This window comes from Acinetobacter sp. YH12046 (assembly GCF_013419905.1).
Lineage (GTDB): Bacteria > Pseudomonadota > Gammaproteobacteria > Pseudomonadales > Moraxellaceae > Acinetobacter.
The window spans coordinates 132,264-145,502 of record NZ_VOZF01000005.1; the positions used below are offsets into that span (position 1 = coordinate 132,264).

Below are 13,239 nucleotides of genomic sequence, written 5' to 3' on the forward strand. Positions count from 1 at the left end.
TTAGAATAAACGGTTCATACCATTCAAGGTTGCCACACGGTAAGCTTCTGCCATCGTTGGATAGTTGAATGTAGTTTCCACAAAATACTTGATCGTATTGTTCGGGCTGTTCATGACTGCCTGACCAATATGGATAATCTCCGAAGCGTTATTACCGAAGCAATGCACACCCAGAACTTCCAGCGTATCGCGGTGGAACAGGATTTTTAATTCACCAACCGTATCACCGGTAATCTGTGCACGCGCCAGATGACGGAAAGAAGCCTGACCCACTTCATACGGGATTTTTTCTTCAGTCAACTGCTGCTCAGTTTTACCGATTGAAGAGATTTCCGGAATGGTATAAATACCAGTCGGAATATCAGTCACGGGTGCAACATCTTGCTCACCGCTCATGTTAGCACCTGCGCAACGACCTTGGTCATAGGCAGCAGAAGCCAATGATGGCCAGCCAATCACGTCACCTGCAGCATAGATATTTTCGACTTCAGTCTGATACTGCTCATTCACGGTTAATTGACCGCGACTGTTTGGTTTCAGGCCAATATTTTCAAGGCCTAAACCGTCAGTATTCCCTGAACGGCCGTTACACCACAGAATCGCATCTGCCTTAATTTTCTTGCCGCTTTGTGTATGTAGAACCACATAATCATCAGAAGTTTCAAGGAAGTCGATTTGTTCATTATGACGGATCAATACACCCTGTTCACGTAAGTGATAAGACAACGCATCAGAGATTTCATCATCTAAATAGCTGAGCAGTTTTGGTTGGGTGTTAATTAGGTCAACCTTATGTCCTAGACCAATAAAGATCGATGCATATTCACAGCCAATCACACCTGCACCATAAATAATGATTTTTTGGATTGAGAAATCCAGATCCAGAATTTTATCTGAATCAAATACACGTGGATGATTGAAATCAAGAATTTCTGGGCGGTATGGACGTGAACCGGTCGCAATCACCAGTTGCTGGAACATAATGGTTTCTTTTATGCCATCTGGTGTAAATACAAAGATCGTATTTTCGTCTTGAATATAAGCACGACCATGATAGATATCAATCTTGTTACGGTCATAAAAACGTGAGTGAGTATCCACCTGCTGCTGAATCACTTTATGTGCATTGCGCAGTACCTGTTTCATGGTGAATTGTTTCCATTCACCTACTTTTTGAAACATTGGATCACGTTGATAACGGATAATGCTGGATACCGTTTGACGCAATGCCTTACTTGGAATCGTACCTACGTGAGTACAGTTACCACCCAGCTGTTCACGCATATCCACAATTGCAACACGCTTACCAGATTTGGCAAGTTTCATTGCCGCGCCTTCGCCCGCAGGGCCTGAACCTAGAACTACCGCATCGTACTTAACGAAAGTCCCACTAACGACCTCTTTTTTACGTGGCATTCAACGCTCCTTAAAATTAAAAAATTTTGCTTTAATCTACGCTATATTATGACGTAATTGCTGCCAATTTGGTGTATTTAACTTACATATATTGTGTGATAAGAACATTTTTTAAATGAATAATCCTTTTCGCCCTATTTCACCCGAGTTTCGTTATAATTAAAAAAGTGTTAACTTTGATTTATCTCCCTCCTTCAAAACAGTGGAAAAGTTATATATGTCTGAAAACCGTAAACCTGAACAGGGTATCAAACTTCGCGGCGCAGAAAAGGTCGCCCGTATTCCTGTAAAAGTTGTTCCTACGGTTGAAACGCCACGTAAACCGGACTGGATCCGCGTGAAAATGGCCGCTCCCGAGGAAGTTCAGCGTATTAAAACTACACTTCGTCAGCAAAAACTGCATACCGTATGTGAAGAAGCGGCCTGTCCGAACCTGCCTGAATGTTTTGGTGGGGGTACAGCAACCTTTATGATTATGGGTGATATTTGTACGCGTCGCTGTCCGTTCTGTGATGTGGCACATGGTCGTCCAAATGCACTTGATCCGGATGAACCGCGTCATATGGCAGAAACGATTGCCAACCTGGGTCTGAAATATGCAGTTATCACTTCAGTTGACCGTGACGACCTGCTAGATGGCGGTGCACAGCATTTTGTAGATTGTATTAAAGAAGCTCGTGCATTAAGTCCAAAGACTTTGCTAGAAATTCTGGTACCTGATTTCCGTGGTCGTATGGACATTGCCCTGCGCATCATGACTGGATGTCCACCAGACGTGTTTAACCACAACATCGAAACTGTGCCACGTCTGTATAAAGCCATGCGTCCAGGTTCTGATTATCAGCACTCTTTAAATCTGTTGAAAATGTTTAAAGATTATTGCCCAGAAATTCCAACCAAATGTGGTTTGATGGTCGGTATCGGTGAAACTGAAGAAGAAGTTCTCGCTCTGTTAGACGACCTGAAAGCACATGACGTGGATTATGTAACGATTGGCCAGTATCTACAGCCATCTAAACAGCATGCGCCAATCGACCGTTTTGTAACGCCAGAAGAATTCGAACGTTATGCAGAACATGGCCGTAAGCTTGGCTTTAAGAATATCTGGTCAGCACCGATGGTACGTTCAAGTTACTTTGCAGATCGTCAATACTATGGTGAACCGGTTCCGGAAGTACGCCGTAAAGTTGATCCAGCGAAAAAAATCGCTGTACAGGCAATTGAAGCTTAAAATGACTTAGATCAAAGCCCTCTCAAGTAGAGGGCTTTTTTATGCCTAACTAAATTTATATTTGTTCACTTTTTAATTATTTTAACTACCCTCTCTTAAAGATTAAGTTATTACTTATCTTCACATTTCTTTGCGTGTTCTCACTTGAAGACTGTGCATTTTTCAAACAATCTCAAAAACAGATAAAACACTTCAATATATCGTTGAAATATTTAATAACGATCGTTCTCACAACAACAATTGTGAATTTGCCAGTTGCTTAAGCGATGTAAAAAAATTGATCAAGTCTTATGAAGACACCTTAGGGAGATCGGCAGCATCACAATTGTATGACCCTGGAGAAATATAACAATGCTATTTATTTTCGCCGTACTTCTTCTCATTGCCAGTTTATGGGCGATTTTCTTTTTTCAACTCTCCCGTACCACTGGTGCAATTACCCTGATTATCATGTCAGTAGTTTGTGCCTTTATCAGTCCTTGGTCACTGATTCTGGGTATTCCTCTGATCCTGATCAGTCTGGTCGTCATGATCGAACCTTTGCGTATGTCTTTCATTTCCAGGCCAGCCTATAAGGCATTAGCGGATGCCATGCCGAGCATTAGCCCGACAGAACGTGAGGCTCTTGATTCCGGCACCAGCTGGTGGGAAAAAGAACTCTTTATGGGTGCGCCGAACTGGGAAACCTTTAATAGCTATCCTTATCCAAAACTTTCCGTTGAGGAACAGGCATTCTTGGATAACGAAGTCGAAACGCTGTGTAGCATGCTGGATGAATGGGAAATTCATGAGAAGAAAATGCTGCCTGAACATATCTGGCAATATATTAAAGATAATGGCTTCTTGGGACTAATTATTCCCAAAGAATACGGCGGTCGTGCCTTTAGTTCCTTTGCTCAAAGCCGGGTGATGAGCAAAATTTCTTCACGCTCTCTCACTGCTGCTGTGAGCTGTATGGTGCCTAACTCACTTGGGCCGGGTGAGTTGTTACTACATTATGGTACCGATGAACAAAAAGATCGTTATTTACCCGGTCTGGCCAAAGGTGAAGAAATCCCATGTTTTGGTCTGACCAGTCCTGAAGCCGGTTCAGATGCCGGTGCGATTCCAGATACCGGTGTGGTCTGCTATGGACAGTTTGAAGGTCAGGAAGTCTTGGGACTGAGAATGAATTTCTCCAAACGCTGGATTACTCTAGCACCAATTGCCACCGTGGTTGGTCTGGCTTTTAAAATGTATGACCCTGATCATTTACTCGGTGATAAAACAGATTATGGGATTACTTGTGCCTTGCTACCGGCCAATCATGAAGGGGTAAAAGTCGGTCCACGTCATAATCCTGGCTCCCCTTTTATGAATGGTACTGTTGAAGGTAAGGATGTATTTATTCCTTTAGACTGGATCATTGGTGGCGTGAAAAATGCCGGCAAAGGCTGGCGTATGCTGATGGAATGTCTGGCAGTTGGCCGTGGTATTTCCCTACCGGCTTTATCTACCTCCAGTGCCGAAATGACTTACCTGAATGTCAGTGCATTTTCTCGAATCCGTCAGCAATTCAAGATTTCAGTGGGTAAATTTGAAGGCGTACAGGAAGCCAATAGTGAAATTGCCAGTGATGCCTATATGCTGGAAGCTTTCCGTTATTTAGTGACTTGTGGTCTGAACCAAGGTGGTAAACCGGCAGTCATGACGGCAATTGCTAAATACTATGCCACTGAGACCATGCGTAAAATTGTCAATCACGGTATGGATGTCGTGGGTGGCCGTGCGATTCAAATGGGACCTCGTAACTTCCTGGCTCTCAACTATCAGGCCATTCCAGTATCGATTACAGTCGAAGGCGCCAATATTCTCAGCCGTTCATTGATGATCTTTGGTCAAGGCTCGATGCGTTGCCATCCTTATTTGTATGAAGAATTACAGCTTCTGCAAGCTGAAGACCCAAAAGCCGCTCTGAATCCATTCGATATTATGTTATTTAAGCATCTGGGTTATACCTTTAACCGGACTGCCCGCTCTTTTGCCTATGCTTTTAGCGGTGGTTCGAGTGCTGCGCCACAAAGTGCAGTTGATTTTACCCGTCCTTATTACAAGATTATTAACCGGCTCAGTGCCAACTTTGCCCTGACTGCAGATATGTGTCTGGGTTTACTTGCCGGTGATATTAAACGCAAGGAAATGCTTTCTGGCCGTCTGGCTGATATTCATGCCCATCTGTTTATTGCGACGGCAATCCTGAAATTCTTTGAACATAGCAAAAAAACTGAAGCTGAACGTCTGCATGCACAATTGGCAATTGAGAAATCTTTATATACGGCTCAGGAAGCGTTTTATGACCTGTTTGCAAATTTCCCGGTGGGTGTTGCTGCTGGTATGGTCAAACTTATCTGTTTCCCATTTGGCCGCCCTGTCGCGAAGCCATCTGACCGACTTAAACAGGAAGTCGCAAATGTCATGATGGAAGATAACGCTTTCCGGAAAGTACTGAAAAAGCATGTTTTCTATAGCACAGCGGAAGATGATGTGAATGGTCGTATGGAATCAACCTTCACCATGTTATTGGAGATTGAGCAGCTTTGGGATCGCTTTAAAAAAGCCGAAAACAAAGGTCAATTTAAAGGACTCAGTTTTGCTGATCATGTGGCTGATGCGCATGAACAAGGCTTTATTAATGAAGAAGAAGCCAATAAGTTGCTGGACTATAATGCGCGTCGCTACGACAGCATGTTGACTGATGTCTTCGATCTGCATTTACAGGAAGTATTGGAACTTGAAAATCCTCATATTTCGAAAGCAGATGCAACAGGTACTGATACTTCAGTTCAAAGTGCACCTTCACATTCAACCAGTCCTTAGATAGAACTTTTATCTAAATCGGATCTTGCTTTCCAAAGTGAAGTTATTTCTTGACTTCACTTTGGATATTTCAAGTGGCTATTCAGCCACTTTTTTACGACTATTGCACGATGGTATTTAAGAGATAAAACGTTAAGCTAGACCCATAATAAAATTGAGGGTCAATGATGTCACAACAAGATTATGAAAATGGCTTGAAAGTCCGTACTGAAGTGATGGGTGCAAGTTTTGTAAAACGTGCTCAGGACAATACAGTTCCTTTTACTCAGCCTTTGCAGGACTGGATTAATGAACATGCCTGGGGCTCAACCTGGCAACGTGAAGGGATTTTACCACGTAAATACCGTTCTTTAATTACCATTGCTTTTCTTACCGCGCAAAAAAGCCCAACTGAATTGAAAGGCCATGTTCGTGGCGCTTTGAATAATGGTGCAACAGTTGAAGAAATTCAGGAAGTGCTACTGCATAGCCTGCCTTACTGCGGTGCCCCTGCTACTCAGGAAGCCTTCCGTGTAGCGCTTGAAGTGATCCAAGAATATCAATCGAATCAGCAGAGTTAAGAATTGCTTAGGCTATTTAGCCATCTTAGCAATAATAAAGCCGGGAATTAAAATTCCCGGTTTTTTAAATTTTGAATCGATAAATCTATTGTTCTTTAATTAAAGAATCATAGTTTCTCTGTTTAATAAAAAATTAAAAATAAACTTATCCTCTTAATTCAATTTGAGTACGTTGCTCCAAGCCTTGCACCGCAGCGGAAAAATCTAATTGACTGGCCTGAGATTTCGCTATTTGCTGAAACTCTTGCTGAACCAAAGACATCACCGATAAATCCAGTTGCTGTTGTTGTACCAGCTTCAAAGCAATGCCAATATCTTTCTGCAATAGATCCAGTGCAAAGGTCTTGTTAAATTCACGGTTCAGTACACGCTGCGCCATGATATTTTCCGACATGCTGCTTTTACCACTGGAATGATTAATACAGTTCAGTGCACTGCTTAAATCAACGCCCTGTCCTTTCAGTACAGTCAGTCCTTCAGCCAATGCCCATAAGTGAGTCGCCATTAAGGTATTATTCACGGCTTTCACCGCAAAGCCCGAACCACTTTCTCCCACATATTCAATTAAACTAGCAAAGGCATCAATGATCGGTTTAGCTTGCTCAAAGGCTTGTTCATTGCCTCCGACCATAACGGTTAAAGTGCCACGTTCTGCCCCAATCGTTTGACCCGAAACCGGTGCATCCAGATAAAAACTGCCTTGTTTCTCCAGGAGCTTCGCCAGTTTCTGGGCAGATTCTGGCACCCCGCTGGTACAGTCAATCCAGATTGCACCTTGTTTGGGTGGATGGGCTGCAATCAATGCTTCCACATCCTGACTGGTCGGCAAACAGGAAAAAATAAAATCCGCCTGAACCGCCTGCTCAATACTCACTGCTTGAGTTGCAAAAGTTTCGGCATGCGCTACAGCTTTCTGTTCAGTGCGGTTCCAGACCCAAACCTGATGTCCGAATTTTGGCAAATGGGAGGCCATATGCCAGCCCATTGCCCCGAGTCCTAAAAATGCAATTGAATGACTCAAAAAATACTCCTCATTTTAAGCGACTGGCTTAGCCTCAACCTCAGTTACGGTTTCAGCTGATTCAGATGCTGGTAATTCTTTATCTTCACCACGGTTCAGGAATAGATTCAATAGAATTGCGGCTAAGGTTGCGGTACCAATACCACCCAGATCAAAACCACCGATCTGCAAGCTATAGTTCCCTGTACCCATGATCAGACACACGGCACCAATGATCAGTGTACTGTTCTTGGTGAAATCAACACGGTTATCTACCCAAATTTTCGCACCAGCCACCGTAATCAGACCAAATACGACAATCGATGCACCACCCAATAAAGCCACTGGAATGGTACTGATCACTGCGCCAAATTTAGGCGAAAGTCCGAGTAAAATTGCGAAGATACCAGCAAAGACAAATACAGTGGTTGCATAAACTCTGGTGACTGCCATTACACCGATATTTTCGGCATAAGTGGTCATGCCTGTACCACCGACAGAAGCTGACAATGAAGTACACACCCCATCAGCAAAGAAACCGCGTCCCATATACGGTGACAGGTTTTTACCGGTCATCGCAGAGACTGCCTTAAAGTGTCCCAGATTTTCTGCAACCAAGATAATTGCCACTGGTGCAATCATTAGCATGGCATTTATTTCAAAGACCGGACTCTGGAAATTTGGCAAACCAAACCATGCTGCTTCACTGACCTTGGTAAAATCAATCGCAGGTCCGAAGCCCATCACATTGGTGAAAAGGAAATAAATCAGGTAGGAAGATAATAAGCCCAATAACAATAATAGACGGCGTACCATTCCTCGGGTAAACACAGCAATCACACTGATACAGATAATGGTGATTAATGCCATCCACGAATCAAACTGATTCGCTGAAACACTCTTAATCGCCACGGGTGCCAGATTCAAACCGATGATCATCACGATCACGCCTGTCACTACTGGCGGCATCAGTTTTTCAATCCAGTTGGTGCCAGTTTTCATCACCAGCAGACCAATCAAGGCATAAACAATACCGCAAGCAATCGTACCGCCAAGGGCTAATCCTATATTTGGATTGGCTCCAACCCCTGAATAACCCGTCACTGCGACGACCGCACCAATAAAGGCAAAGCTTGATCCCAGATAACTAGGCAATCGACCGCCCGTGATCAGGAAAAATAAAATGGTTCCAATCCCGGTAATAAAAATCGTGAGATTAGGATCAAACCCCATTAATAAGGGTGCCAGCACGGTTGCGCCAAACATGGCAAACACATGCTGTAACCCGAGAATAATACTTTTTCCAGCAGGCAGATATTCATCTGTTTGCACGGGTGTGGTATCGAGATTGCCTTGGTAAGGCTTGAATTTTGGAAACCACGTTTCTTTTTCTTGCATCGGCTTCCCCTCCTTGATTAGGATTGAATTGAATTAGCACATTTTGTGTGGCTCACAGTAAGAACGGTTGAAGTACATCAGCGCATTGCCTCGACTCTGGCACATGGCTTTCACCTCACAGAACAGCACGTCATGACTGCCTACGGATAAACATTGGACCACCTCGCAGTCAAAACTGACTAAGGCATCCTCAAGTACAGGTGACTGGGTCACCAAGGTTTTCCAGTTCCCCTGACTGAAACGCTCTGCCATTGGTGTTTTTCCACCAAACAGATTGGAGAGATATTGTTGATGTGATGCCAAGGTATTCACACACAACACCTGATTCTTTTTAAAGGTTTCATAGACTGACGCAGAACGGTTCAGACACACCAGCAACGTTGGTGGTGTATCCGTCACACTGCATACGGCCGAAGCGGTAAATCCAGCCATTCCTGCATCGCCTTGCGTGGTAATCACATTCACCGCAGCCCCCAAATTGGACATGCCCTGACGGAAAATCTGCTGATCAACCTGGGTAAAAATGTCACCCGATGCCTTAGTCGCCAAAACCTTATTTAATGCATTATTTTCTGCAACTGTTTCTGAGATGATTTTAGATAGTTTGGCATTCATGCTGTTCTCCCTACCCCAAGTCAATGTTCAGTTTCAGACCTGGGGCATCTAGTAATGAGATTGAATCAGGTGGATCGGCTTATATATGGGCAATCGAAGCAATTTCGACCAGCGCATCAGGTTTGACCAAACCTGTCTGTACGCAATACCGTGCCGGCTTATCTCCCGGGAAATACTCTGCATAAACTGCATTAATCGCAGCATAATCTGCCCAGTCTTTGACAAACACATGATTAAAGGTTACGTCATCCATGCTGCCGCCCGCTTCTTCAATCACGCGCTTGATAGTTTCTAGAATATGACGGGTCTGTGCTGCGGCATCCCCAACATGCACCACATTATTATTTTCATCAAAAGCTAATGTACCGGACACATATACAATATTGTCTGCCTTGGTTGCCGGTACATACGGTGCTAATGGTTTCGATGTTCCTGCTGGAATAATGATTTCTTTAGGCATAGTATTTTTTCCTTAATCCTGATCTTTAATTCTTTATGCGCTTACAGCTAATTTAGTTTCTTTTAGTGACTCACTTTCTTTTTGAAAGGTCTCTACAAAATTTGCAGTATCTGACACCCAGCCAAAGAAGGTCTTGATGTTATACAGACTGGCTTCATGCGCTTCGACTGGACCTGCCTGATGGCAAGCATCAGCAAGTGCGACACCAAAATACTCCAGGAAAAAACCATCACGTAGCGTCGATTCCACACACACGTTGGTGGCAATCCCGACAAAGACCAGATTGCGAATACCTCGGACACGCAACATGCTATCCAGTGCGGTATTAAAGAAACCGCTATAACGTGGCTTTTCAATCACCAGGTCTTGTGGCAGTGGCTTTAACTCATCAATCAATTCAAAATCCCAGCCACCCTTAGCCAGCAATTTTCCTTGTAATTCAGGACGTTTACGCATAGTCTTTAAGGCATTCGATTTATGGAAATTTGGAGAGTCAGTACCACCTGCTTCCTTATATTCCGCATCCCAGCCATTTTTGAAATAAATCACCTGAATACCTGCTGCATGCGCTGCATCAACTGCCTTTTTAATATTTTCAACCACGGGCTTGGTCTTTGAGACATCAAAGCCCGCCAGATCCAGATAGCCACCCTGAGAGGTATAGGCATTCTGCATATCAATCACAATCAAGGCTGTCTGTTCTGGTGCAAGACAGATCGCTTCTGGTTCCGCTTTAAGGGTTTTTCCTGTGCCGAGTTTTTCAGTAAAACCGGCTTTTACCATTGATTCACTCATGCACTTTTCTCCAGAACTGGCTCTTCACCTGCAATCACAATATGCTCACGGCATTTCATCAGCGGCTGGATTTTTTGACCGAAATCTTCAACCCCTTGAATAAAATCATCAAACGTCAGCAGCACCCCTTCGGTACCCTTGATCTCGCCAATTTCATCCAACATTCGTGCCACATTTTCATAAGAACCCACCAGCGTACCCATATTTATATTCACTGGAGATACGCTAGAAGCCATTTGACGGATATTGGTATCTGTACCAGAAGTCGTATCTTTACCGCCTTGATTCATCAGCCAGTTAATCGCTTCCATATCAGCACCATCGTTATAGTGCTGCCATTTTGCTTGCGCTTCTTCATCGGTTTCAGCAGCAATCACCATAAACAGCACATAAGTCTGTACATCACGGCCAGTCACATCTGTTTTTTCTTTTAGGCGGTCATTAATTTCTGCATAAGCTGTTGGAGTATTCAGGCCTTTACCAAATACGAAGTTGTAGTCGGCATATTGTGCAGAAAACTCTAAACCTGCATCAGACTGACCTGCACAGATAATTTTCATATCCGCTTGTGGACGTGGGCTCACACGGCAGTCTTCCATCTGGAAATGTTCGCCTTTAAAGTCTGATTTACCAGTCGCCCAAAGTTCACGAAGAATCTGTACATACTCAGACAGATATTCATAGCGTTTGCCAAAATAGTCATTACCTGGCCACATGCCCATTTGGGTATATTCAGGTGGCTGCCAGCCGGTCACGACATTCAGACCAAAACGGCCATTTGAAATCGAATCAATGGTTGATGCCATCCGCGCGACAATTGCGGGTGGCATCACCAGAGTTGCGGCAGTTGCGAAAATTTTAATTTTGCTGGTGACAGCCGCAAGACCTGCCATCAGGGTAAACGTTTCCAGGTTATGTTCCCAGAATTCAGTCTTGCCGCCAAAGCCACGCAGCTTGATCATAGAAAGTGCGAAATCGAAACCATAGTGCTCAGCGCGCTGTACGATTTGTTTATTTAACTCAAAAGTCGGCATGTACTGCGGTGCATTTTCAGAGAGTAACCAGCCATTATTTCCGATTGGACAGAAGACACCTATTTTCATTTTCACACCTCATTATTTTTAACACTTATTCAAAATTCTGATTCCACTTCGGGAATTTTATTTACAAGATAAACATTGCAAATCGTGTGCCAAATATATTTAGTTAATATTTATCAAATACTTAATATTTTATTTTTTGAATTTTTAGTAAAATAACCATTTTTACCTATGAGTCAATTTTGAACATACTGTTTCATTCAAGTGCACTCGTAGCAATTTGTGCATTTGCAGTTCATGCATCAATTCGAAGTAAAAACCATACTAACGCTACAAAATGATTAATTAGAAAAAATAAAAAACCAGACAGGAGGTCTGGCTTTTAAAAAATCTTCAAACTAAGGGGAAATCAGGAAGGAAAGGATCCGTTGATTGACCTGATCTGTCTCGGTCACGGTGGAAGCATGTGCACCTGTATCAAGCAAACTGAGATGACTATGCGGCAAGCATTGTTGTAATTGCTGTGACCGTTGATAAGGCACCAGAAAATCATCCTGATTAGCAAGCAGATGCACACGAACATCTTTGAGTGCTTGCTGATGCTCTTCGTTCAGTTTAAAGGCCTGTACAGCTTGTAAGCGTGCTAGAACATTTGAAATTGGAGGAAAATCTAAAAGCTGCTTATTTTCTGCTTCAGTTAACTGATCAATATGGGTTGAGATCCACTGCGACGGATAAAGAAATAAAGCCTGTGCTCTCACATAAGCCTCTGCCCCGCTATTCACCAATAAGGAAGTTCGTGCCTCGAAACATTTCTGAGTATGAGCATCCAGCTCTCCCCAAGCATTTAACATGGTCAGACTGAGCAGCTTAAACTTTCTTTCAGCCTGATAGGTCGCCAGTTGCATGCCGATATGTCCGCCCAATGCATGCCCGATAAAATGAAACTCTCGAATACCATCATTGATCAATAAATCCAGAATCTGGCAGGCCATATGGTCGATCGAATAAGGCATGGGCAAGAGTTCAGAATCTGAATGACAGCCTTCCTGATCATAAGTGACTACATGAAAATGCTGCTGTAAAACTCTAATTTGAGGATTCCAGAAACTGGCATGCCCGCCCAGTCCGGATGAAAGCACCACATAAGGTGCATCTGCCTGTGCTGCAGGATGAATAAATAAAGACATAAATTTCTCATAGTTTCGTTATGAGGTAAATGCAGCAAAATATATGCCTGAACAGGATTTTTTTTGAACAATTGATAAAATTATAGCCAGTAAACATTAAAGCTATAATAAAATTCCTGCACCTCAAAGCGCACGTTATAACCAAGCTCAGTCAACTCCGCCGAAAGACCACGAATTTCTTCCAAGGGCAAATGTTTGGGAAATACCGTTAGCACAGCGGTATTGCCCAGTCGGGCATTATCTTCAATCAGTTGAGCCAAGCGAGGCTTATACATTTCAATATTTAAATTGGCCACATCCGATAAAATTTTGGCCTGATCCGCAGTCATAAAACTCATTGTTCTTCACCCTTTTTGATTTTTATTCAATGAAGTTAAATGATTTAATTCACATAAAATATTTTTGTTTTGTATCTATAGTAAATACAGCGTGCATAAAAAATCCCTCACATGGAGTAATGCCAGTCAGTTAAGAGATTGACTGGCATTTTTTTGGGTATTTCTGTGGTTTCCCTTTCACAACTCGTGGGTAGTTTCTACTTCTTTTTTTCGGTAAAACATACCTTTTAGATTTTTCCATTAAACTTTCTAGATGTTTAGGCAAATTACCTGCGGAAGCCAAAGAATCAAACTTCAATAGGTTAAGGATAGCAATAGAGGTAATATGAAAGCTCATTCT

12 protein-coding genes and 1 pseudogene are annotated in these 13,239 nt (G+C 43.0%); 3 read left to right on the forward strand and 10 right to left on the reverse strand.

What is annotated here, in order from left to right:
• A complete protein-coding gene (sthA, locus tag FTU03_RS05665; RefSeq protein ID WP_005234884.1) occupies positions 1-1,416 on the reverse strand; it encodes a Si-specific NAD(P)(+) transhydrogenase in 1,416 nt (471 codons plus the stop codon).
• Positions 1,417-1,633: 217 nt separating this feature from the next.
• On the opposite strand from sthA, the gene lipA reads away from it, so the two are divergent.
• The 3 genes from lipA (at position 1,634) to FTU03_RS05680 (ending at position 6,063) form a co-directional block, all read left to right on the forward strand.
• Positions 1,634-2,647 (forward strand): lipoyl synthase, encoded by a 1,014-nt coding sequence (gene lipA, locus FTU03_RS05670; protein ID WP_179992242.1) that lies wholly within the window; start codon positions 1,634-1,636, stop codon positions 2,645-2,647.
• A gap of 351 nt (positions 2,648-2,998) precedes the next feature.
• Entirely contained in the window at positions 2,999-5,503 is a 2,505-nt protein-coding gene (locus FTU03_RS05675; RefSeq protein ID WP_179992241.1) for an acyl-CoA dehydrogenase, read from the forward strand.
• 167 nt (positions 5,504-5,670) lie between these two features.
• Positions 5,671-6,063 carry a carboxymuconolactone decarboxylase family protein gene (locus FTU03_RS05680; protein WP_179992240.1) on the forward strand — a complete coding sequence of 131 codons (393 nt, stop codon included), beginning with the start codon at positions 5,671-5,673 and terminating at the stop codon, positions 6,061-6,063.
• 145 nt (positions 6,064-6,208) lie between these two features.
• Here the strand turns inward: FTU03_RS05680 and FTU03_RS05685 are convergent, their stop codons facing one another.
• The 9 genes and pseudogenes from FTU03_RS05685 to FTU03_RS16085 form a co-directional block, all read right to left on the reverse strand.
• Positions 6,209-7,084, reverse strand: coding sequence for an NAD(P)-dependent oxidoreductase (locus FTU03_RS05685; RefSeq protein ID WP_179992239.1), 876 nt, complete (start codon positions 7,082-7,084; stop codon positions 6,209-6,211).
• Positions 7,085-7,099: 15 nt separating this feature from the next.
• Positions 7,100-8,461 (reverse strand): pyrimidine utilization transport protein G, encoded by a 1,362-nt coding sequence (gene rutG / locus FTU03_RS05690; RefSeq protein WP_179992238.1) that lies wholly within the window; start codon positions 8,459-8,461, stop codon positions 7,100-7,102.
• 33 nt (positions 8,462-8,494) lie between these two features.
• On the reverse strand, positions 8,495-9,010 hold the full coding sequence (gene rutF, locus FTU03_RS05695; RefSeq protein WP_373684494.1) for an NADH-dependent FMN reductase RutF: 516 nt from the start codon (positions 9,008-9,010) through the stop codon (positions 8,495-8,497).
• A gap of 145 nt (positions 9,011-9,155) precedes the next feature.
• Complete coding sequence (rutC, locus tag FTU03_RS05700; protein ID WP_179992236.1) at positions 9,156-9,536, reverse strand: pyrimidine utilization protein C; 381 nt, start codon at positions 9,534-9,536, stop codon at positions 9,156-9,158.
• 33 nt (positions 9,537-9,569) lie between these two features.
• Positions 9,570-10,331: a pyrimidine utilization protein B gene (rutB, locus tag FTU03_RS05705; RefSeq protein WP_179992235.1), complete on the reverse strand. Its 762-nt coding sequence runs from the start codon at positions 10,329-10,331 to the stop codon at positions 9,570-9,572.
• The gene (rutA, locus tag FTU03_RS05710; RefSeq protein WP_179992234.1) at positions 10,328-11,434 is read right to left on the reverse strand and encodes a pyrimidine utilization protein A; all 1,107 of its coding nucleotides are present in this window, start codon (positions 11,432-11,434) and stop codon (positions 10,328-10,330) included. The genes rutB and rutA overlap by 4 nt, the downstream gene beginning before the upstream one ends.
• Positions 11,435-11,769: 335 nt before the next feature.
• The gene (rutD, locus tag FTU03_RS05715) at positions 11,770-12,561 is read right to left on the reverse strand and encodes a pyrimidine utilization protein D (RefSeq protein ID WP_179992233.1); all 792 of its coding nucleotides are present in this window, start codon (positions 12,559-12,561) and stop codon (positions 11,770-11,772) included.
• A gap of 80 nt (positions 12,562-12,641) precedes the next feature.
• Positions 12,642-12,899: a hypothetical protein gene (locus tag FTU03_RS05720; RefSeq protein WP_005234869.1), complete on the reverse strand. Its 258-nt coding sequence runs from the start codon at positions 12,897-12,899 to the stop codon at positions 12,642-12,644.
• A 130-nt stretch (positions 12,900-13,029) separates the two neighbouring features.
• Positions 13,030-13,239, reverse strand: a pseudogene (locus FTU03_RS16085) (DDE transposase); the annotation flags it as partial.

Bases quoted from the DNA above. Each gene is read 5' to 3' on its own strand.
- sthA (WP_005234884.1), bottom strand. From the start codon at position 1,416: ATGCCACGTAAAAAAGAGGTCGTTAGTGGGACTTTCGTTAAGTACGAT.
- lipA (WP_179992242.1), top strand. From the start codon at position 1,634: ATGTCTGAAAACCGTAAACCTGAACAGGGTATCAAACTTCGCGGCGCA.
- FTU03_RS05675 (WP_179992241.1), top strand. From the start codon at position 2,999: ATGCTATTTATTTTCGCCGTACTTCTTCTCATTGCCAGTTTATGGGCG.
- FTU03_RS05680 (WP_179992240.1), top strand. From the start codon at position 5,671: ATGTCACAACAAGATTATGAAAATGGCTTGAAAGTCCGTACTGAAGTG.
- rutG (WP_179992238.1), bottom strand. From the start codon at position 8,461: ATGCAAGAAAAAGAAACGTGGTTTCCAAAATTCAAGCCTTACCAAGGC.
- rutC (WP_179992236.1), bottom strand. From the start codon at position 9,536: ATGCCTAAAGAAATCATTATTCCAGCAGGAACATCGAAACCATTAGCA.
- rutB (WP_179992235.1), bottom strand. From the start codon at position 10,331: ATGAGTGAATCAATGGTAAAAGCCGGTTTTACTGAAAAACTCGGCACA.
- rutA (WP_179992234.1), bottom strand. From the start codon at position 11,434: ATGAAAATAGGTGTCTTCTGTCCAATCGGAAATAATGGCTGGTTACTC.
- rutD (WP_179992233.1), bottom strand. From the start codon at position 12,561: ATGTCTTTATTTATTCATCCTGCAGCACAGGCAGATGCACCTTATGTG.
- FTU03_RS05720 (WP_005234869.1), bottom strand. From the start codon at position 12,899: ATGAGTTTTATGACTGCGGATCAGGCCAAAATTTTATCGGATGTGGCC.